Below are 20,239 nucleotides of genomic sequence, written 5' to 3'. Positions count from 1 at the left end.
ATCGGCTTAGCGGACTGGCAGAAATGACAGTCGATTTCTGCTAAAGGTACGGGCCTCATATTATAGGGGTGGAGCCCCGAGTTGCATCGTTCCCTGTCAGAACTGGTAGTCTCGGATAGGCGAACCGATTACTGGATTGAAATAGCTAAATACGTTCACCTGCAGCGGTAGACCCTTGCCCAAAATGGCTTCCATTCCTCGCGGTTGGATTCTGCCTGCTATTGTCGCGGCGATCCTTCTGGCCGCCGCGCCCGGGGCGATTTATCGAATCATTCAGACTGGTGATCCTTACCTGTTCACCGAGCGCTTTTTTCAGGATATGGTGGCACGCCTGTCAGGACCTGGTCGACTGCGCTTTATTCTCCAACCCACAATGGCGATCCTGCTTGGCACTCGCGATGGCTTAAGAGACGGTCGAGCAGGACTCCCGCCGTTCGTGTGGGGACTGGTGTTTCACAGCCAACATCGTTCGGGACTGTTCCGTAGTGCCATCGCATCCGTGCGCAACCTGGTGGCGATTGCCATTCTGTTGGACATCATTTCCCAGTTCGTTATCTTTCGCCAGCTCCATCCCGGCGCAGCGGTATTGCTCGGTCCTGTGCTGATCGCTCTCCCCTATGCCACCAGCCGGGCGCTCTCGAATCGCATCACGCGCCCACGCAGCGCGCGTGCCGTCACTCCCGGAAACTGATAGGCAGCTGCGCGCGCGGATGGTTACTTCGGCCCCCCTATCCAGGAATACTGCCATGCCACGGAAATGTTCTGATAATTTCCGCCATATCGGATGTAAGCGCCATTGTTGTAGCTGAATTTTACCGAGTAACGCTTGCTCACAGGGATCGAAACTGTCCCGCCAACACGCGAGTTCCTCTGCAGCGTGCCCGGGTTTTGCAAGCCATTCAGGCTGGTCCGCCCGCCAGTCCAGAAATTGCCGTCCAGCGAGGCCCAAAGCCGCGGCCTTACGTCATAACTGAGATGTCCTTCGAACGCTCCGGTAGGACTCTGCGATTGCGTGGCAACACCAGGATTAAATTGATTGTGCGAGAAAAACTCGCTGTTGGTAGTAAAGAACCAAACCGCTCCGTACACATCAATCACCCAGTGACCCCGACGTCGAGACAATCCAATCTCTGGTTTGAAGGCCCATCGGTTGCTGCCTAAGTTGACTAAGACCGTCGGATCGTACTGACCGGTCGGAGCCACCACCTTTAGGCTCGCGCCGATAATGGTTTTCTGCCGCCATTTGATAAAGTCTCGCAACTCCATAGCCGGCCCGCCCTTCAGATTGACGGCAAGGCGGAAAGCGCAATCCAGCAAGCCCGAGCGGTAGACATTTCTGGGAACCTCCGCTACCGTCCCTTGAAAGTTCCCCACTCCATAGGGCAGCACCGCCAGGAAGCTGGCGGTACGTCCGAAAAAGCTCAACGAGTGTGTGTAGTTGAACGCGATCACGCTGCTTGTGGAGGTTGCATCGGTTATCGGAACCGCGCCATCGAAAAGAACGTTGCCGCTGAAGTACGAATAGGTTAACGTCACCGCATTGGAACGTATCGGCGTAATGAGATAAGCTCGCGGCGCCAGATCCTGCGCGCCCAGGCCCGCCGGCCAGACCGCTATCCCGGCGCATAACAGAACCCTTAGAAAGACCCGCATGCCGATCCCGGAGCCTAAGCGTCGCCGACCGAAGCGCGCCGGTTCGCCCGTCGTTTGAACCACCAAAGCCAGGTCCTCACATGCAGGCAGGGCGGCTTAGAGAGGCCAGCCATCGGAAGGTCTCCCCGCGCCACCCTGAGGGGATCGTAAATTTCGTGGCGTCAACCCACGTGCTGATCGCGGATCCATGCGCGCACGTGCGAATCCTAACCGCTGTTATCGGGTGCTGCAAACTGTAAACACTGACAGGCTGCAGCATTAACCTTTTCACTTACGCAGAGCGCGTCCGATTTAGCGTCATGGAGATGACAGCGCCTCGGTTGCGCCAGACGTCACTATAATTTCGCCAAGAATTGCACAAAATCAGGGTAAGATTATTCTTTCTTGCCACCCATTTGAAAGGAAAGGTAGTCCTACGCCCATTCGGTGGCATTTACGCTCGACTTCCTGCACGGGCTTTCGACTCTGCTGGCCCGTGCTGATTCTCTTTTGTGTCCTGAATTTTCCTCTTCCTGCGGCTGCTGGCCTCGACATTACTCAGCCCGAGTTGCACCAACTGCAACTGCTCTTCCTCTCTCCCTGTCATATGCAGATGGCCGCTACCGGCGCAACAATCACCGGGTTCAGCCTGGCTGTCGGAACTCCCTCGGGCGGAGCACTCCCGTGGCTTTACGCCCTCATAACCATCGAATTTTTGCTCATTGCCTTGCTGCTTCGCGATCGCATCACCCACCACCAGGCCGAAGAACGGCTGCGTCAAAAAGAAGCAGCGGCGCAAGAAGAACTACGGAAGTCGGAGGAAAAGTTCTCCAAGGCATTTCGCCAGGGCCCCATGGTCCTCACCCTGACCGATGCCCAGACCCAGTGCTACATCGATGTAAACGAGACCTATGAACAACTCACGGGATATCGCCGGGAGGAGGTTATTGGGCACTCTATACGCGACATGGGACTCTGGGCGAACCCCTACGAGAGATCAACCCTGGCGAAACGGCTCCTATCCGAGGGCCGTCTTCGTGACATTGAGTTTCAATATCGCACCAGGGGTGGCGAACTTCGCGTTGCCCAGGCTTCCGCCGAACTGATTGAGATTGGCAGCAGGCCGTGCATACTGGGGGCAGCTATCGACATCACGGATCGCAAGCGGGCTGAACTGGCGCTGCTGGAGAGCGAAAACAGATTCCGCCTGATGAGCGATTCGGCGCCGGTCATGATGTGGTTATCCGGACCGGACAAACTTTGTACCGACTTCAACAAGGAGTGGTTGCGCTTCACGGGACGTACCCTGCAACAGGAACTAGGAGATGGCTGGACGCACGCTGTTCACCCGGATGATTTGCCAGCTTGCATTCGAATTTACACGCACGCCTTCGACAACCGGGAAGCGTTTGAAATGGAATACCGTTTGCGCCGTCATGACGGCGAATTCCGTTGGATCCTTGATCGTGGTGCTCCTCGTTTCCTGGAGAACGGTAATTTTGCCGGCTATATCGGCTGCTGCATCGACGTAACCGAACAAAGAGAGGCCCGGGCTGAACGCGCACGACTCGGCGGTCGCTTGATTCAGGCCCAGGAGAACGAGCGCACACGCATCGCCAGGGAATTACATGACGATATCAATCAGAGATTGGCGCTGTTGGCCAATGGCTTGCAACAACTCGAGCAAGTCTCGGCACAGAACAGCAACAATGGATTTCGCCAGGAAGATCAGATCCACGAACTGTGGCAACTGACCAACGAAATCGCCAGCGACCTTCAGCATCTGTCCCACCGATTGCATCCTTCGAAGTTGCAATATCTCGGACTGGGATCTGCTGTCCGCGAACTCTGCCAGGAGTTTTCACGGCAGCATAAGATCAGCGTCGAATATACCGCGCGGGACCTGCCGCCGGATTTGGACGAAAACGTTTCTCTCAGCCTGTTCCGCACGGCTCAGGAGGCACTCCGCAATGTAGCGAAACACAGCCAGGCTCTTCATGCAAAAGTGGAACTCGTGCGCCACTCGACTGTAGTTCGCTTGCGCGTTTCCGACGATGGAGTCGGATTTGATCCGGACCGCGACTCTGCACGTCACGGCCTTGGTCTGATCAGCATGCGTGAGCGTCTCAGGTCCGCCGGCGGGCACCTTGTGGTCTGGTCGCGGCCCTCCTTGGGCACTCAGATCGAAGGCACGGTTCCTGCCGTGCAGGCCAAACGGAGCGCACAGTCGTTCGTGCAGCAGGCTAGCTGAGCGTCACCACCGCCCCCCCGTCAGTTTTGACAGTAGCCGAACTTCTCAGAACGCATACCATCATTCCGAAAATTGTTCCCGGACCTGAACAGGTCCGCTCGCACTGGGGCGTATTGCGAGTTTACCGATGTTTCGATTCCAACAGCAGCAAGGGTACAAGGAGTGTCTGTGCCCAAAGTAAGCGTATTGCTCGCCGACAATAATTCCGCCGTCCTCGATCGGGTCGCGAAATTGCTTAGGGCCGACTACAACGTAGTCGGGGCTGTAAAGGACGGTGCAGCAGTGTTGGCCGAGTCTCTCCGTCTGAACCCCGACATCATCGTACTCGATATCTCCATGGGCGAACTGAGCGGTATTGATGTGGCCCGGCGGCTGCGAGACTCCGGTTGCAATTCCAAGATCATCTTTCTCACCGTCCATGAGGACGCTGACTTCGTCAACGCAGCCATGGGCGTGGGTGCAGCCGCTTACGTCGTCAAATCCAGGCTCAGCCTGGACCTGATCACTGCCATTCATGCGGTACTGACCAATAAGCTCTTTGTGTCCCCAAACCTGCTCTATGTGCAAGAGGAGAAAGGCGGGTAGGAGTGTTCTCCGGACCTGTCAGTAATGACAGTTACCTTTTAAACCCGTTCCACCTACTGTTACTGCACATCAGGTGAGCTATACTTCGGCTCGCAATTGCCGCTGACCGGCGAGCCTCTGAGTGGTATTCGCGCCACCTCGTTGATGCAAGGAGAAGCGAACTCACTCTAAGCTGTGGTGGTAATCATGCGTCGGCTAGGCAAGTTGGAATTTGTGTTGGCGATCACCGGCGGGCTGTTGCTCGCCCTGTATCTGGGCGCGCGCATCCACGGCGCTATTCTTTCCCGAGCAGAGGTTCAGCGGTTTAAGAGCGAGCAGACCGCCTCGCGAAATCAATCCCCTGAGATCGTGATGACCGCGGGCAGCCCTGACTTCAGCCTTTGGTCAGAGAAGCGGATCAAGGAGTACCAGCAAAGCTTAGCCGTCCACTTCACTCCCGCCAGCGCCATTCTTCGTATTCCCAAAATTCGCCTGGAAGTGCCGGTGCTCAATGGCACTGACGATCTCAGCCTCAACCGCGGGGTCGGACTCATTGCCGGCACGGCTCGTCCCGGAGATGACGGCAACATCGCTATTGCCGGTCATCGTGACGGATTCTTTCGCGGACTCAAGGACGTAGTTCTGGGAGACACGATCGAAATAGATACGCAAACAGAAACCAACACTTACCGCATCGATCGCATGATCATCGTCGATCCCAACGACGTCTCTGTACTCGCGCCACGCCAGCAGCCGTCCCTGACGTTGGTGACCTGCTATCCCTTTTATTTCGTGGGCAGCGCTCCTCAGCGCTACATCGTGCAGGCTTCGCGCGTGGATTCGAACTTGAGAGAATCCGCGCAACAGAATTCAAAACTCCGCTTCAGCGAAACAGATGCTAAGGCAAATGTGAAGTAATGGTTTCAATATCCGGCACTACCGGCTCTAGCTCCATAGTTCCGAAGTCAGAAAAGGAGAGACACACAATGAACCCAGGCAACAGATGGACACAACTGTGGCTGGCGCTCGCGGTAGCGGCTATTTGCATGGCCACGGCCTTGAATGTCAGCGCACAGGTGCAAACGCAAACCTCTACCGCCGCCGAACCGTCCACCAAGCAAGTGCAGGTGGAACGCGCCGAGGTGGTGTATGTTTCGGGCAATGACCTGGTAGTGAAAATGGAAGACGGTACCATTCGCCACATTTCCAATGTGCCGGAAAGTGCCCGCGTTACGGTCGACGGAAAGCAACTCGGGATTCACGATTTGAAGCCCGGCATGAAGCTTCAGAGGACCATAACCACCACTACCACCCCCAAGGTCGTTACCACGGTGCAGAGTGTCACCGGGACGGTCTGGCATGTAAGTCCGCCCAACTCCGTCATCCTGACCCTGGAGGACGGTACTAATCAGAAATTCAACATCCCCAAAGGACAGCAATTCAACGTCAACGGACAAATGACGGATGCCTGGGGCTTGAAGAAAGGCATGAAGGTCTCGGCAACCAGGATTGTGGAACAGCCAGTGACCTTTGTCAGTCAGCACAAAGAGCTGACCGGAACCGCGCCCCCGCCACCGCCTCCGGCGGATGTTCCCATCCTGATTGCAGTGGCTGCACCGACACCGGCACCCTCAGCCCCTGCTGCCACTGAAACTGCCGCTTTGCCGAAGACCAGCAGCCTGCTGCCTCTCTTTGGCTTGCTGGGTGCATTAAGCCTGCTCTCGTCGCTCGGGATCAGAGTGTTTCGTAAGCTGGTTTAGTCGCAGAAGTCAGCCTGGCAGGATAGAGCGCCGGGCTCGCTTTCCGTCCCATTGCAGAGGGGGACTGAGGCGAACCCGGCCTGTCTTTTACAACTCGTCATCTCGCACCGATAGTGCATGTCGGCGGGTGCCCCATCTTAGCCCTGCCCAGGGTTAACGTGGGGAGCGGCGCAATCTCGACAGCAGCACATCTCTTCCCATAATCATCCCGCCGCCCCATTTTGCGCTTTGCCATCACAAGAACTAACAAATCCGGCATCACGTGTATAATGGGTGCCCTAAATCAGCCGAAAACTCCTATCAACCAGTTTTGCACATCCCGAACCGGCTGTGCGGCGACCAACAATCCATTTACCAACGACATAGGTTCGAGGGGCCCCAGCGTAATCCCAGGAGGGACCATATGCCAGCCAATCGCCCTCGCATTCTTATCGCAGACGATCACAACCTCGTTGCTGAGCTGTGCAAAAAGCTACTCGAATCCGAATATGAGGTGGTCGGCACCGTAAGCAATGGACGTGCCCTGGTTCGTAGAGCTGCGGAGTTGCAACCCAACCTTATTGTCATCGATATCGCCATGCCCGTCCTCAATGGTCTGGATGCCGGGCAGCAGATCAAGGAACAGATGCCGGCGGTCAAGCTGGTGTTCCTAACCATGAACCCCGATCCCGAAGTCGCCGCCGAAGCCTTCCGTCGCGGTGGTTCCGGCTATTTGCTCAAAACCTGTGCTGGTGCGGAATTGTTGACTGCCGTCCGTGAAGTGCTTCGAGGAAACACCTACATGTCGCGGACGCTGCCCAAGGACACCATCAATTACCTGCGCCGGCAGGATACCCGCAAGGTGGAAGAAGACGCTCGCCTGACAGAAAGGCAACGCGAGGTCTTGCAGTTACTGGCGGAAGGAAAAGTAATGAAGGAAGTCGGCGACATTCTCAACATGACCACCAGGACCGTAGCCTTTCACAAGTATCGGATCATGGAAGTACTTGGCGCCAAGAGTAATGCCGAGCTGGTGCGCTATGCGGTCAGAAACCACATAATCGCTGCCTGAGGCTTGGCCGCCGGGCGAACCTGCATTGCCAATAGTCTCGGAAGAGTGGCCCTTACCTCCGCACGCCCCTGTCACTGTTGACAGTGTGTTCCTGCGTATTCCATCTGTAGACTTCTATCAGGCTCAGTCGTTGAACACTTGCGCCTGCGGGAATTCATTTTTCTCTTTCACCGCCCGGAGGGATCACGATGACAAAGCGGCTGGTTCTGTTACTGCTCTGCGCGACTCTGTCAGCCTTCGCTCAGACCTCCTCCACCAAGTACCAGTCAGGCACCATCATGGCAGTGACTGCCCACCAAGACACACCGCAAGACAAAGCCAGCGGCACTCCCCGGTATGACGTCTCGGTGAAGGTCGGAAACACGCTTTATGTGGTTCTCTATACACCGCCCAATGGCACGACGACAGTCACGTATGTGGCAGGAAGAGATCTGCCAGTCTTGGTCGGAGCCGAGACCATAACTTTTTACAGTGATCTTTCCGGCAAGACCGAAGTCCCCATCCTGCGGCGCGAGTCCATAACTGCACCAGCCAAAATCGATTGGACCAAGGCGCCCGGCCAATACTTCAGCATGAAGATGCAACATCTTTCCGAGGCCTTGAACCTGACCGAAGACCAGCAGACGAAGATCAGACCGATCTTGGAGCAGGAAGTCGGTGAGGCCGGGCAGTATTGGGGAAATCCTGTGCTCTCCCAGAAAGAGAAACTTGCCGCATACGAGAAAATCGTGCGCTCTTCCGACGCTAAGTTAAAGCCTCTTCTCACCCCTGCCCAGGTCGAGAAGCTCGAAGCCATGCGAAAACAGCAGAAGCAGGAACTCAAGAAGCTCATCGCGGATCGGGACACCGATCGGCAGAACTGACAGAGAATCCGACTGAGCGGGCGTTTATCCCACAGACGCGCTTTAGTTCCTTACGCGGCAGCGCCAGCGGGATGATCCCGCTGGCACAACCCCAATCAATTCCGATTTCGTGTATGCCCTCGCCAAACCAACAGTCAGTTTATTTCTTCACAGGCGGGGGGAAGTTCTTTAGCAGCTTCGCTACCGCCTTGGTCAGGTTTTTCTGCTGTTTGTCTGGCTTGGCTTTAGTATCGATGGTTTTGCTGGCGATACCTCGCCACGCTAAGTCATGACCCTTTGAGTCATACATGTCCACGGCCAGCTGGCCAATATAGATAGTGGAAGTCTGACCGGTGGTCATCCCGCCTCCACCGCCGTACCATCCTCCGCGATACCAGCCAGGACCGTATCCCCAATCGGTATTGTAGGAGGTGAACTGCTTCTCCTGGCCCACGCCGGCCTGGTAACCAACGTAAAGATCTGCACTGTCCGAATCGGTTTTTGACAGGCCTTTCTTGGCCAGCTCCGCGTCTATGGTCGACTTGATCTGTTGATCGACCAGATCGTTGACCTTGTTTGCGTCTTTTAGGGTCACCCATTTGTAGGTTTTGAACTTGGAGAAATCGGCATTCTTATCGTAGTTGTAGCGAACATCCTGGCCGACTGCGCTACTCGCCAGGAAAAAGAGCAGCGCGATTGAGATGAGGGAAAGTCGCTTCATAGGTGTATCTCCGGGTGCGGTATCGACGCACGATTTTTGTACTACGCCTAAGCCAGATCCACGCAAACGTGCCTGGTCTTAGGGAAAACACACCTACGTTACGCCCACAGCGTGAGATTGCGAACTGTTACTGTTGACAGTGGCGGCGGAACTCAAAATTTGATGCCCAGCGAGAGAACCACAGTCGGGTCGGTCCAGCCGGCATTAAATATGTAGGTCGTGAAATCCATTTTCTTGTAATGGCAGCCGACCAGTACGCCGCGCTGGACATCGAGCGGGGTCTGATAGACCCGGGTCCGCTGGGAAGCCAGACCGGCCCGGAGCCAGTCCGTCAGCGAATAGCTCAATTCATTCCAACTGTAGAAAAAATTCCGGGTGGTATCTGAGGGGACAATTACGTATTCGCCCTGGCTGAAGAGCTCAATCCGTTTGTAGGTGATCGCAAGATTGAAGCCAGGAGCGATTCCATTCGTGCTTCCGAAAACGGCACCAAGCATGGGCGTGGCGTCCAGAACGAGCCGATCACCTACGCTGAAGTTGTAACCGGCCCACAACGACGCGGTCTCCAGATCCTCGTAGTTGTAGCGAGCTTCCAGGTGCAGCCATTTGTGATCGGCACTGAAAGTGGGGGAGGCGTAGGACTGGTCGTCCGGAATAATGTATCCAGTGGTTGCGAGCGAAAACGACCACTGGTGACTTGCAGTGTCGGAAGAGGGCGCGGGAGCGTTCGGCGTTTGGGCCAGGATCGGCCCGACGATGAGAACGATAACGAGGAGGATCCGGCGCCGCGTAACCCTAGCCTCCTAGCGCAATGGTGATCCCGACCATTGCGCTGCCTACAATCACCATCAACAGCCCCATTCTCCATGGACTATGTCCGGCGTACCGGCCGAATACATAGCCACTCAGAAAAAGCATCACAATCGCAATTGCGTTGGAGATGCGCAGGGCTCGCCGGCCTTCCCTGACCACAGCAAAGGGAAGCACCACCGGCAGGGTGGCTAAGAGAACGAGCAGGAATACCCCCACACCGCCCAACCAATCTTGTTTGGTTAGCCGAGGACGCTCCGGCGGTTCGGTCAATTGCGTCAATTTTTGTCGCATCGACTCGAATTGCGCCGGAGAGACAACCGACGCCAGCAAAGGTGGCATCGCGCCGGCAATGATGTGATGTGCTTCCTCGGGTCCGGCAGCACTGCGGACTGCTCGAAGTGCAAGTATGCCCTGTCCGCGAGTACTGAAGCAGGCCATCCAATACATGACCGCGTCGATAAAGCCCCACGCCAGATTGCAGCCCAGGGCCCCGATGAGCATGTTGCGAACGTCGCCCTGGCCCGCTTCCCCAATACTGAACGAACAGGTAATGGTCAGGACCATGATCAGCCCGAAGAGGATTTCCGCGACCCGCTCCATGGGGTTGAGGATGCGCTTGCTCGATGTGCCGCAGTCTTCAGGCACAGGTGCTCACCCGATTCGGTTCTTGCCCCCAACGCTGAATCAGTGCGGGTACGCCTAGTCTCTGGTCAATACCCCGAATGCGGTGGTGCAGCCCCTCGGCTTGCGACAGATCACGAACAACTCCGTGCACTTCAGCGAGTTCCAGCGTGGCTCCGGCTTGTTCCAGTTCGGCGTGCAATTCAGACAGCATGCGTACCCCAGCCAGGTCGATATTTGCTGAAGTCGAGAGGTCTATTACGACAAGCTTGACCACCTCGCGGTTGCGCATGCTCGCTAGCACCTGTTTCTTCACATTCTCAGAGTTGAAGTAGAACAGCCCCGATTCCACGCGCAGGATCAAGACGCCGGGAATCATTTCGCTCTCCGGATAGCGGGAGGAATCGACGAAGCGATCTGTGCCAGGTATGCGTCCCAACGTGGCAACCCTCGGATGGGAGGCGCGTTTCAAAAGCATGATCAGGGAAAAGATGGCGGCCAGCAGTACGCCTTTGAGAATGCCAAAGAAAAGGACTCCGAGCGTGGCGACCATTGCTACCCAGAACTCCAGTTTGCTAACCCGCTGCAAATGGCGGAGTTCAGCGGGCTTGATGAGTGCTCCAACAGCGATAAGCACGACGGCGGCAAGAACGGGTTGAGGCAGGTTGTGCATGAGTCCGGTCAGAAACAGCAAAACGATAGCGATGCTGACGGAGGCAAAGACCAAGGCCAGCGGGGTCTTCGCGCCACCTTTCTCGTTGACTGCTGACTGAGACATCCCGCCCGCGAGGGGATAACCCTGGCCCATTCCTGCCGCCAGATTGGCGATACCGAGAGCGAGCAACTCCTGGTCAGCACTGACGGGATATCCATGCTTGAGGCCAAAAGTTCGGACTACCGAAATACTTTCGACGTACGACAACAGGAAGCAGGCCAGAGCAAGCCCAAGGAGTTCGTCTACCTCCCCCCACTGCACCGCCGGCCAACCCAGGTGCGGAAGCCCTTGAGGAATTGCGCCTACTGTGTTGACACCGTAAGTGGCCAAGGGGAAGAAGGACATTGCGGCGATTGACAGTGCGACCACGAATAGTGCAATCGGGCGGCTCGGCAACAAGCGATCACCGAGTATGAGAAGCACAAGCGCCGCCAGTCCAACGGTGAGCGTAGCCGGGTTGGTTTCTCTCAAATGCCGCGTGAGTTCAATAATGCGCGTGAAAAAGTTGTTGCCTCCAGTGCTGATCCCGAACAACTTCGGCAATTGAGTGGAAGCAATAACCAGGCCAGCTCCGACTTTGAAGCCGCTGAGGACAGTTTCGGAGACAAAGTTGGCAATATTGCCGAGGCGCAGCGCCCAAGCTAAGACTCCGATGAATCCCGCGAGAATGGCGACTGCCATCGCTAGGTGACTTTGGCGCAACGCATCACCAGCAGCGAGCGTGCCCAGAGCGGAGCCGATTAGAATCGAAATGGCAGAGGTTGGCCCGATTGCCAGTTGTCGCGATGTTCCGAAAACGGCATAACCGAGGCCTCCAAGGAGATAGCAATACAAGCCGGCCTGGGATGGCAAACCGGCGAGAGAGGCGTAAGCCAGCGAAACCGGAATGGCATAGGCGGCGAGCGTCAGCCCCGCGATAAAGTCGGAACCGATCCAGTTCGTCTGGTAGTGAGGCAGCCAGCGAACAATGGGAACAGCTGCGCTGAAGTGCTCGCGCCAGCCGGTGTGTTCACCTGAATCGGTGGTCATAGGTTCGCTCGGCCTTCCTCGGAATCAGCAAGTCGCGCCGCCGGGTGACGCGTGGGGCTTCGCAATCCTTCCCGGTATGCCAAAACGGAGCAGGAATCGAATCGCTACCAAATACAAATCAGTATTTCTCAGGAATGAAGCGCCTTCCCTTGAGTGAGGCTTGATCGTCGTAGTGGCCTGCGTTCTCCCGCGCCGGCAATTTCACCTTCTCTCGCGGAACTTTCTTGTAGGGGATCAGACTCAAAAAATGTGAGATGCAGTTGAGCCGAGCCTTCTTCTTATCGTCGGAGCGAACGATGTACCAGGGAGCGTGCTTGCTGTCGGTGGCTTTCAGCATCATGTCGCGTGCGCGCGAGTAGTCATACCAGCGGCGAAAGGATTCCAGGTCCATGGGGCTCAGCTTCCACTGGCGTAGGGGGTCCTTGATACGCGCCTCGAAGCGGCGTTGCTGTTCCTTTTTCCCCACTTCTAGCCAATATTTGATGAGAATGATGCCGGCATCGAGGATGGTCTTTTCCATCAGCGGGCAAAGATCGAGAAAACGGCGATGCTGTTCCTTGGTGCAGAACCCCATCACATGTTCTACGCCAGCCCGGTTGTACCAACTGCGGTCAAAGATCACGATCTCGCCGGCTGCGGGAAACTGGTGCATGTAGCGCTGCATGTACATCTGAGTTTTTTCGCGGTCGGAGGGAGCCGGTAGTGCGACCGCACGAAATATCCGTGGGCTGACGCGTTCGGTGAGGGCGCGTATGGTGCCGCCCTTGCCGGCGGCATCGCGGCCCTCAAACACGACGATCACACGCAGGCCCTTGTATTTGACCCAATCCTGAAGTTTGCATAGCTCCGCCTGAAGGCGCCTGAGCTCCTTCATGTACTGCTTATTGCTTAAGCCATCGGCACCATTCTTGGTTTCATTCTTGGTCTCATTGTTGGCCATGAGCAATCACTCCTCCCAGAGCAAAGGTAACCGTCGGCGCCGAATTTGCAGTCCTGAACGCCGATCACACTTGTCCTCATTGGATATTGCGAGCATATTCGGTCGGGGAGGCAGCGGATACTGTCAAAAGAAACAGTGATATAGCGGATGTTCGGGATCGGATCGAGTCTGCCGGGAGTCGCTGGAGAGAGGACGTGAGGTCACTACTAGCGAGTCTGCTGCGAGTTGCGGATCTGGTTGAGCGCGGCGCCATTCTTCGCGTCGATTTCAACCAATTTCAGGCGAAATCCCGGCCCCTTGTAGTCGGCTGGGATGTATTGCTCTGGGATGGCAATGGTGTTGCCATCCCGCATGGAGGAGAAGTGCGGCGAACAGATCTCTACTCCCGCCTCATTGAATTTGTCCTGGATGTTCTGGTGGAGTTCGGAAAATATGTTCAGCATCTCGCGGGGAGCATCGGTATAGGCATTGAGTTCGTAGCCGACGTAGAAGTCATGCAATCGGTCTTGCAGGACGAAAGGAGCGGGTTGGGGCAAGACATGTTTTGTGGCAAGCGCGGAGCTTACGAGTAGCTGGTGCACAGTCCTCCAGGGAGCGTCATAACCAATGGTGACCGTGGTGTAAAAGATGACGCCGGTTTTCTTTGCCTGCACGCTGAAGTTCTTCACCGACCCACTCATCACTGTGGCGTTGGGGATGGTGATGATTTCAGCTTTCGGCGTAAGAATGCGGGTCACCAGGAGAGTCTTTTCGACCACTTCGCCAGTGGTGTCGCCGATCTGAACCCAGTCTCCCGCGAGAAACGAGCGCATATAAGTGAGGATGATTCCGGCGATCGCGTTAGCCACCGCGGAGGATGATCCTAATGAGAGGAGCACGCCGAGAAATATCGAGATGCCCTGAAAGGCAGGACTTTTTGCGCCGGGCAGGTAGGGAAAGGCGACAATGAGCGCGAGGACAAGGACGAGCAATCGAACCAGCTTGTCGGTGGGTTCTGCCCAGTCAGGGTAGAAGCCGTGAATTTTGACATCTCCTTTCTGAATCTGACCGAAAAACAACCGGATCAGGCGAATCGCGTAGCTGGTGATCAGGGTGATTACGGCGATGACCAGCAGGTTGGGGAGATAATCCACCGCCGCCCGACCCATCGTGCCCAGTTGCGAAAGCAGCCACCCGGTCACGGTGTGTGATATTTCCCGGGTGGGAGAGAAGAAGCCGAGGGTCACCGTTAAATAGATTTCAATGAAGCCAAGGATCAGAACCCAGCGAACAAAAGCTCCCAGGGCTAGGGCCATCGGACCGAGATATGCGATGGAAACATGCCAGGCAGACTTCTTCTCGACTTGCGCGCTGGCCTGAATTCGGCGTTGTACGCGGTCGCGCAGAGCGAACCGTATGCGCCGGAGAAGCCAGAGCAAGAGAAATAAGATGACGCTAGCGATGGCAGCATAGAGGATCCCCCTCATGAGCAAGCGCCAGCTATGCTCGCGACGATAATTCAGGATGGCCTGGCGGATGGCCTCCTCGTCCTCGAAGGCGAGTTGCTCCCGTTTCTTGCCGGCGGCCTTGGCGTCGGCATCGGTAACTGCCATGATCACCATGTTGTCGAGGATGATCTCGGTCCAGGCATCCCGTGGCTGCAAGCGGATGGAATCTGGAGAGGCGCTACCTCCGGCCAGAAAGATGATGCGCCTTGCAATAGCAGCCGCGCGCTCCTCGGGTGTCAGCGTGCCAATGGGCTCGTATATGGTCAGAATGGCACGTCCTTCGACCTCGACCTGGCCGGGCTGTTCGATCTCCTCCTTCACGGATTCTTGCCTGCTGCCTGCGGACTGATTCGGGGCTGTTGGCTGCGGAGAGGGTTGCTGCGCCACCATAGGCAAGGTGTGGACGGCTTGCAGCAGCAGGCAAGTAATCAGCGTGAAGCAAAGGCTCAAGATCCGCTTTTTCATTGCGCGTGATGCTAGAGGGCGAGCACACGGGTGCCTTTGGACAAATTAAGATACGTCAATGCCACGAACAACTGTCAGAACTGCCAGACCCGGAGAGACCGGTTGATGGTTAGTGTCTGTTATTACTAATCGAGGATTCTGGAGAAGAGGTATGAAATCAGGACTAACCAACATCATTTGCTTGATGGTGCTCGCGTTATGCTTTACTCCCCTGGGACGCGCCCAGAATCTACAAGTGAATCCCCCCGGAGACTTAACCAGCCGAAATCGTGATGCTATCGAAGTCACGCGCGACCAGGTGCGCACGGACCGAAAGGCGATGGTGGAAAAAGCCATGAAGCTGACCGATGACGAGGCGCAAGGGTTTTGGCCTATTTACGACGAGTACGCCAGCGAATTGAGCAAGATAAGTGACCGCACTGTGACGCTGATAACCGAATTCGCAGATAACTACAGCGACCTGCGCGATTCCGACGCGCTGCGAATGACCGATGAAAGTCTGAACATCGAACAGCAGAAGCTAGCCGTCAAGCAGCGGTATGCACAACGCTTCGCGACAGTGTTGCCCGGGAAAAAAGTAGCGCGATTCTTCCAGGTAGACCGGCGACTGGACGCGGTGGTGGTGCTTAACGTTAGTCAGGCTGTCTCGCTGGTGCAGTAAGGGTCGATTCTGCACTCTCCAGGGCGCGTCACAGGAACCGGGAAGGAAGTGGCGCGGCGACAGGCATCGCAAGCTACTTTTCCGGCAATGTGTAGTCGAAGACGTAGGAGTGCTTGCCACCTTCAATGATGATCTGCATCTTGCCTTTGATGCCAGCCAGCTCGCCCGCGCCCGAGCCGGGTGTCACCACGATAGTCCAGCCAGTCGGAGTTCCATCTTCCATCGTGCCGTTGTGCTGAAGGACGAAGCTGCCGCTGCGGCCGTTCAACCTGCCGTTGACCTTCTCCATGGCCACGGCTCCCGCCGACGCGGCCGGATTCCCGGCGCTGAGCATCTCTCCCTTGCTGGTGGCCTCAAGGTCGCCGTGGAATTGCTTGTCGAGCGAGAAGCGCGTGAGCGTTTTGTCATCTTTGTAGTACGGTTCGAGCGGCGCGATCTTGACCTCAAAGGTCCCGGTGGCGCGGTGAGCCACGGCTGACTCCTTTGGCTTGGAAGGTGTCGTTTGCGCAGCGCAGAGCGCGGCGAGAGCAAGGGCTGCGAACACAAGATGTAACATCGGTTGAACAGGATACCTGAGCGGGCCCAACCCGGTCACGTTCTCGCATCGGGTACATCGAAAACCGAAAGCAATTGACCAACAGTTCCAGCCTACTGCTGCCAGCCGCCACCCAGGGCATTGTAGAGTTGGACCAAGGCCAGCCGTTCGTTGAAATCTGCCTGCGCCAGGGCGATTTGAGCATCGAAATAGCGCGTATCCTGGTCCAAAACCTCAAGGTAGCTGGTGACGCCGCCGCGGTAACGGACGTTGGCGAGTCGCGTCGCATCTTCCGCCGCGGCGGTTACCAGAGACTGCTGTTGACGGAATTCCTGATTCTTGCGGTACGCCACCAGCGAGTCCGAAACCTCGCGAAAAGCGGACTGGATAGATTGCTGGTAAAAGAGGACGGCTTGCTGCTGCTGTGCTTCACTCAATCTTAGGTTGGAACGGAGCCTACCACCGGTGAAAATGGGCTGAGCTAACTGTCCCCCGAAATTCCAAAGCCCGGCAGGGCCCGTGAACAGACTTGTTAAGGCTGAACTCTGATATCCGGCTGTAGCAGTTAAGGTGATCTGTGGGAAAAATTGCGCTTTGGCAACACCGATCTGTGCATTGGCGGCGGCCAGTTGCTGCTCTGCGGATTGGATATCAGGCCGCCTCTCCAATAGAGAAGATGGCAGGCCGGCGGGAACTATTGGCAGAATAACATTCTCAACCAAGGGTTTTCCGCGAGTTACGGGAGCTGGATTCTTGCCCAGCAAAATGCTGATGAAATTCTCCTGCTGTTCAATGCGACGTTCCAGGTCAGGTATAGAGGCCGCGGCTGTATAAACCAATTGCTCGGACTGGCGGACGTCGATCAGTGCGGTCGTACCTCCCTTTTGACGTATCTGAACCAGGCGTAGCGACTCCTGACGCGAGGCGAGCGTGCGCCGCGAGATCTCCATTTCCAAGTCGAGCTCAAGTAACTGGAAATATGCGGTGGCCACATTGCTGACGAGCGTTGAGATCACGGCCTTCTGGCCCCACTCGGTCGCCAACAAACTGGCTCGCGCTGATTCTGTAGCCCTGCGGTACTTGCCCCAGAAGTCCAGTTCCCAAAATAGTGACAGGTTGACCTGGTTCGCGCTGGTCTCGATAGCGGGGAATTGCTTGCTCTGAGGAAGGCGAACATTGGAGGCGCTTGCTCCCCCTGAGATCGTTGGGTATTGATCTGCGCGCGTGATGCCGAGGACGGCCTGAGCCTGCAGAACACGGGCAGCGGCGATGCGAACGTCGTAGTTGTTAACCAGAGCTTCCCGGATCAGGGCCTGCAATTGTGCGTCCTGGAAAACCGTCCACCATTTTTCTTCGCCGAGCGAGGCAGCGGTCTGCGGGCCAGCATCTGGGGCAAGCCCGCGGTAATTATCAGGGACAGTGACCGGAGGACGCTTGTAGTTCGGACCCACAGTGCATCCTGTCAAGAATAGAAGCACAATCGCGAGGAGCGAGAGCCTGGTGATCATGCCGGTCCCTCCCGTCGAGTCAGAAAGTACGTTTTGCGGGTTGAAGTCCACTGCAGTGCCAGCCGCATGAGAAGTGTCCTAGTCATCGCCCGCTGCTGCTTCTGGAACCACTGCAACTGGATGCGGTTCTTTCTTCTTGCCTCCAATCCAGTGGCCGAAGCGTTCAACGACATCAAAAGAGACGGGGATGAAGAATATTGCGATTATCGAAGCCGCGAGCATGCCGCCGATTACTGTCGTTCCCAGAACCTGGCGGGAAACAGCGCCAGCACCAGACGCCGTCCACAGCGGCACGCAGCCCAGAATGAAAGCAAATGCAGTCATCAGGATTGGGCGCAGCCTCAGCCTGGCGCCAGTCAGAGCCGCCTCCGTCAAGGGCTTGCCCTTGTCGTATTCGAGCTTGGCGAATTCCACGATCAGAATGGCATTTTTGGCGGACAGTCCGATCAACATGACCAGACCGATCTGCGCGTACACATCGTTGTCGAGGCGCCGGAAGTAAAGCGTCATAAAGGCGCCGAAGACGGCAATAGGAACGCCCAGCAATACGCTGAAGGGAAGCGTCCAGCTCTCATATTGCGCAGCCATGATCAGGAAGACGACGAAGAATGCCAGACCAAAAATCACACCGGGCGATATTCCCTGCGCGGCCTTTTGCTCCTGGTACGACATGCCCATGTAATCGAAGCCCATCTGGCCGGGCATTGACTTATGGAAAACGTCCTCCAGCGCCGCCATGGCCTGCCCGGAACTATAGCCGGGTGCGGCCGAAGCATTAATCTGCACGCAGTTGAACAGGTTGTAGCGCATAACGAACTCTGCGCCGCTGCGGGGATAAGTACTCGTTAACGTACTCAGCGGCACCATTTCCCCAGAATTGTTCCGAACATAGAACTTGCCGAGATTTTCCGCCCTGGTGCGGAAATCACCATCGGCCTGGACATAAACCTGCCATTGCAGGCCGAAGCGATTGAAGAAGTTGATCAGTGATCCGCCCATAAAGGTCTGCACGGTTTCGTACAGGTTGTTGAGCGGGATCTGCTGAGTCATAGCCTTGGCGTTATCCACCTTGACTCCAACCTGGGGAACACCGAACAGGGCAGTAGTCATGACACCCGCCAGTTCGGGGCGTTTGCGCGCTTCGGACACAAATAGCTGAGCATTCTTGGCTAGGAAATCGATGCCCTGTCCAGAACGGTCTTCCAAGATGAAGGTTGCGCCGCCCGAGGTTCCCACGCCCGGGATAGCAGGCGGCGGGAACGAGAAAGCAATTCCCCCGGGAAGCTTGGAGAGCTCTCGCTGCAGATGAGCCTTAATGCCTGCGTAGCTGGTCTCGGGGGTCTTGCGTTCCTCCCATGGCTTCAAGGAAACGAAAAAAAATGAGCTGTATGTAGCGTTGACACCGCTCAACAAGCTGTATCCCATAACGGAGCTGACATACTCAACGCCCGGGGTCGCCATCAGCACTTTCTCGACTTCGCGGGCAGCTTCGGAAGAGCGTTGCAGGGAAGAAGCTTCAGGCAACTGGAGGCCGGCATAAAGGTATCCCTGGTCTTCATCGGGCAGAAAGCTTCCGGGGATTCTCTTGCCGAAAAATCCCGCGCCCAGGGTCAGGAGACCGAGCAACAAGAAGGCAAAGCCGGCTTTGTGGATCAGGTGCCCGCACCAGCTCACATAACCGTCCGTGGCGCGCCCGAATACACGGTTGAACCAGCGGAAAAATGCTCCCAAAGGTCCCCGCGCAGGTTTTCTCGGCTTCAGCAGCAAGGCCGAGAGCGCCGGACTCAGCGTAAGAGCGTTGAATGCGGAAAAAAGCACCGAAATTGCGATGGTCACAGCGAATTGCTTATAGAGCTGGCCGGTGATACCGGGAACGAAAGCCGTGGGTACAAACACGGCGGCCAAAATGAGGGCGATGGCTATGACCGGTCCGGAAACCTCCTCCATCGCCTTTACGGTCGCGTCGTGCGGTGAGAGTCCGTGTTCGATGTGATGCTCCACAGCCTCTACCACTACGATGGCATCGTCGACGACCAGTCCAATGGCGAGCACGAGTCCAAAAAGCGACAGGGTGTTGATGGAGAAGCCAAGCATCGGAAAAACGACAAAGGTTCCGATCAACGAGACCGGAACAGCGAGCAGCGGAATCAGCGTTGCTCTCCACCCCTGGAGAAAGATGTAGACGACGAGGATGACCAGGACCAACGCTTCCAGGAGAGTTTTGTAGATTTCGTCTATGCCCGCCCTGACGGCGAGGGTGGTATCGAGCGCTACGATGTACTCCAGTCCTTGTGGGAACCGGCTCTTCGCCTCATCCATCATTTTGAGGACGTTATCTCGTGTCTGCAGGGCGTTGCTGCCGGGGGTGAGATAAAGAGCGATCAGAGCCGCAGGCTGGGCGGGCTTATTCTGTCCCGCGGTTCCCAGGCGGGCGAGGTAGGAATAGTATTGCGATCCCAAGTCCACGCGCGCCACGTCTTTGAGGCGCAATACGGAGCCGTCGGGCTGGGCGCGGACGACAATCTCGTTGAAATCCTCAGCTGTGGGCAAGCGTCCTGGGGCGCGCACGTTGTACGTAAACTGCTGACCCTGGGGGACCGGCTCACCGCCGATCTGGCCGGCGGGATTTACCTTGTTTTGGGCC

At 56.5% G+C, this 20,239-nt stretch carries 18 protein-coding genes; 8 read left to right on the top strand and 10 right to left on the bottom strand.

Going from position 1 to position 20,239, the window contains the following annotated elements; translation table 11 throughout:
* The first annotated feature begins 184 nt into the window (after nt 1-184).
* The gene (locus VEG30_04040; protein HXZ79076.1) at nt 185-691 is read left to right on the top strand and encodes a hypothetical protein; all 507 of its coding nucleotides are present in this window, start codon (nt 185-187) and stop codon (nt 689-691) included.
* Nucleotides 692-714: 23 nt separating this feature from the next.
* Here VEG30_04040 and VEG30_04035 read toward each other — a convergent pair whose 3' ends face one another.
* On the bottom strand, nt 715-1,716 hold the full coding sequence (locus VEG30_04035; GenBank protein ID HXZ79075.1) for a transporter: 1,002 nt from the start codon (nt 1,714-1,716) through the stop codon (nt 715-717).
* Between the two features lie 412 nt (nt 1,717-2,128).
* Between VEG30_04035 and VEG30_04030 the strand changes: the two genes are divergently transcribed.
* From VEG30_04030 to VEG30_04005, 6 genes are all read left to right on the top strand, one after another.
* Nucleotides 2,129-3,883 carry a PAS domain S-box protein gene (locus VEG30_04030; protein ID HXZ79074.1) on the top strand — a complete coding sequence of 585 codons (1,755 nt, stop codon included), beginning with the start codon at nt 2,129-2,131 and terminating at the stop codon, nt 3,881-3,883.
* A 168-nt stretch (nt 3,884-4,051) separates the two neighbouring features.
* The gene (locus VEG30_04025) at nt 4,052-4,468 is read left to right on the top strand and encodes a response regulator transcription factor (protein HXZ79073.1); all 417 of its coding nucleotides are present in this window, start codon (nt 4,052-4,054) and stop codon (nt 4,466-4,468) included.
* A gap of 186 nt (nt 4,469-4,654) precedes the next feature.
* Nucleotides 4,655-5,365, top strand: a complete 711-nt coding sequence (locus VEG30_04020; GenBank protein HXZ79072.1) for a class D sortase — start codon at nt 4,655-4,657, stop codon at nt 5,363-5,365.
* A 68-nt stretch (nt 5,366-5,433) separates the two neighbouring features.
* The gene (locus VEG30_04015) at nt 5,434-6,207 is read left to right on the top strand and encodes a hypothetical protein (protein HXZ79071.1); all 774 of its coding nucleotides are present in this window, start codon (nt 5,434-5,436) and stop codon (nt 6,205-6,207) included.
* A 403-nt stretch (nt 6,208-6,610) separates the two neighbouring features.
* Nucleotides 6,611-7,258, top strand: coding sequence for a response regulator transcription factor (locus VEG30_04010; GenBank protein ID HXZ79070.1), 648 nt, complete (start codon nt 6,611-6,613; stop codon nt 7,256-7,258).
* 188 nt (nt 7,259-7,446) lie between these two features.
* Nucleotides 7,447-8,121 (top strand): hypothetical protein, encoded by a 675-nt coding sequence (locus VEG30_04005; protein ID HXZ79069.1) that lies wholly within the window; start codon nt 7,447-7,449, stop codon nt 8,119-8,121.
* 139 nt (nt 8,122-8,260) lie between these two features.
* Here VEG30_04005 and VEG30_04000 read toward each other — a convergent pair whose 3' ends face one another.
* From VEG30_04000 to VEG30_03975, 6 genes are all read right to left on the bottom strand, one after another.
* Nucleotides 8,261-8,821, bottom strand: a complete 561-nt coding sequence (locus tag VEG30_04000; GenBank protein HXZ79068.1) for a DUF4136 domain-containing protein — start codon at nt 8,819-8,821, stop codon at nt 8,261-8,263.
* 152 nt (nt 8,822-8,973) lie between these two features.
* Nucleotides 8,974-9,375 (bottom strand): hypothetical protein, encoded by a 402-nt coding sequence (locus VEG30_03995; GenBank protein ID HXZ79067.1) that lies wholly within the window; start codon nt 9,373-9,375, stop codon nt 8,974-8,976.
* A gap of 241 nt (nt 9,376-9,616) precedes the next feature.
* Nucleotides 9,617-10,279, bottom strand: coding sequence for a VIT1/CCC1 transporter family protein (locus VEG30_03990; protein ID HXZ79066.1), 663 nt, complete (start codon nt 10,277-10,279; stop codon nt 9,617-9,619).
* Complete coding sequence (locus VEG30_03985; GenBank protein ID HXZ79065.1) at nt 10,272-11,999, bottom strand: SulP family inorganic anion transporter; 1,728 nt, start codon at nt 11,997-11,999, stop codon at nt 10,272-10,274. Before VEG30_03985 ends, VEG30_03990 begins: the two co-directional genes overlap by 8 nt.
* Nucleotides 12,000-12,117: 118 nt before the next feature.
* Nucleotides 12,118-12,939 (bottom strand): polyphosphate kinase 2, encoded by an 822-nt coding sequence (ppk2, locus tag VEG30_03980; GenBank protein ID HXZ79064.1) that lies wholly within the window; start codon nt 12,937-12,939, stop codon nt 12,118-12,120.
* Between the two features lie 206 nt (nt 12,940-13,145).
* Entirely contained in the window at nt 13,146-14,891 is a 1,746-nt protein-coding gene (locus VEG30_03975; GenBank protein HXZ79063.1) for a mechanosensitive ion channel family protein, read from the bottom strand.
* Between the two features lie 151 nt (nt 14,892-15,042).
* Here VEG30_03975 and VEG30_03970 point away from each other — a divergent pair, with 151 nt between their 5' ends.
* The gene (locus VEG30_03970; GenBank protein HXZ79062.1) at nt 15,043-15,552 is read left to right on the top strand and encodes a hypothetical protein; all 510 of its coding nucleotides are present in this window, start codon (nt 15,043-15,045) and stop codon (nt 15,550-15,552) included.
* Between the two features lie 73 nt (nt 15,553-15,625).
* Here VEG30_03970 and VEG30_03965 read toward each other — a convergent pair whose 3' ends face one another.
* From VEG30_03965 to VEG30_03955, 3 genes are all read right to left on the bottom strand, one after another.
* The gene (locus tag VEG30_03965) at nt 15,626-16,024 is read right to left on the bottom strand and encodes a DUF3224 domain-containing protein (GenBank protein HXZ79061.1); all 399 of its coding nucleotides are present in this window, start codon (nt 16,022-16,024) and stop codon (nt 15,626-15,628) included.
* Between the two features lie 176 nt (nt 16,025-16,200).
* Nucleotides 16,201-17,595, bottom strand: coding sequence for an efflux transporter outer membrane subunit (locus tag VEG30_03960; protein ID HXZ79060.1), 1,395 nt, complete (start codon nt 17,593-17,595; stop codon nt 16,201-16,203).
* 78 nt (nt 17,596-17,673) lie between these two features.
* On the bottom strand, nt 17,674-20,239 hold a 2,566-nt coding region (locus VEG30_03955; GenBank protein HXZ79059.1), incomplete at its 5' end, for an efflux RND transporter permease subunit.

Source organism: Terriglobales bacterium, assembly GCA_035624455.1.
Taxonomy (GTDB): Bacteria; Acidobacteriota; Terriglobia; order Terriglobales; family Acidobacteriaceae; genus DASPRM01.
The sequence above is the reverse complement of the archived record's forward strand: the minus strand, read 5'-3'. Positions and strand labels throughout refer to the sequence as shown.